Origin of the sequence: Mesorhizobium sp. M1A.F.Ca.IN.020.06.1.1, from assembly GCF_004023265.1 — a bacterium.
Lineage (GTDB): Bacteria > Pseudomonadota > Alphaproteobacteria > Rhizobiales > Rhizobiaceae > Mesorhizobium.
Genome location: NZ_RZSR01001475.1, coordinates 1 through 921, shown reverse-complemented (window position 1 = coordinate 921; position 921 = coordinate 1). Strand labels below are relative to the sequence as shown.

The window sequence follows — 921 nt, the reverse complement described above, 5'->3', positions numbered from 1 at the left end:
CGTTTCCTTAGGCGTGCGGCGCACGAACTCGAACTCCTTCGCCGTCAGCGAAAAGCGCGCCATGTAGGAGTCCTTGCTCGCCTTCGGATTGGGGAAAAAGATGTTGGTTTTCGTCTGCTCGATCAGCGAGGACGAGATCGACGAGTTGACCACGTCCTCGGCCGTCTGGGTGCCGAAGCCGACGACACCGTTGCGCCGACGGATCGTTTTCAGCGTCTCGTTGATGAAGGCGGCGAACACCTCGTCATCGAGCAGCTTCCAGCCTTCATCGAGGAACATCAGAAGCGGCGTGCCGTCGATGATCTCTTCGAGCCGATGGAAGATGTAAAGCAGGGCGGCCGAGCGCAATTTCTTGTCGGCCAGGATCTTGGTCATGTCGAAGCCGACCACTGGCTTGGAGAAATCGACGAGATCGACGGGGTTGTTGAAGAGCCAGCCCTTGTCGCCAGGGTCCAGCCACGGTTCAATTCGCGCCGCCAGATCGTTCATTCCGGGCGTCAGCGACCCGCGCAGCACTTCCGGCAGCAACGCGAACGTGCGTTGTTGGCGCGGGATCTTGTAGACCTTGTCGACGGCCGTGTTGATCACGCGCATTTCCGCCATGTCGAGCGAACCGCCGTCTGGGGTGAGCAAGTAGCGCAGAAGCGCTTCGAGAAACGTGCGGTTTTCTGCCGTGTCTTCCAATTGCAGCGGCGCGAAGCCGGTGGCCTGCATCGGCTCCATGACTTCGTAGCGGCCGCCGAGCGCACGAATGAAGAGCTCGGCGCCGCGCATATAGTCGAAATAGACTGAGCGCGGGGGCGGCGAAATCCGCATCGCCTGCGCCATCAGGAATGACAGCACGACCGTCTTGCCCGAACCGGTCGGCCCGAAGACGGTGAAATGGCCGACGTCGTGGACGTGGAAGTTGAAATAATAGGC

Annotated in this window: 1 pseudogene; it reads right to left on the bottom strand. The window is 60.5% G+C overall.

The features are described 5' to 3' along the window. Positions 1–921: pseudogene (locus tag EOA60_RS34980) on the bottom strand (type VI secretion protein); the annotation flags it as partial.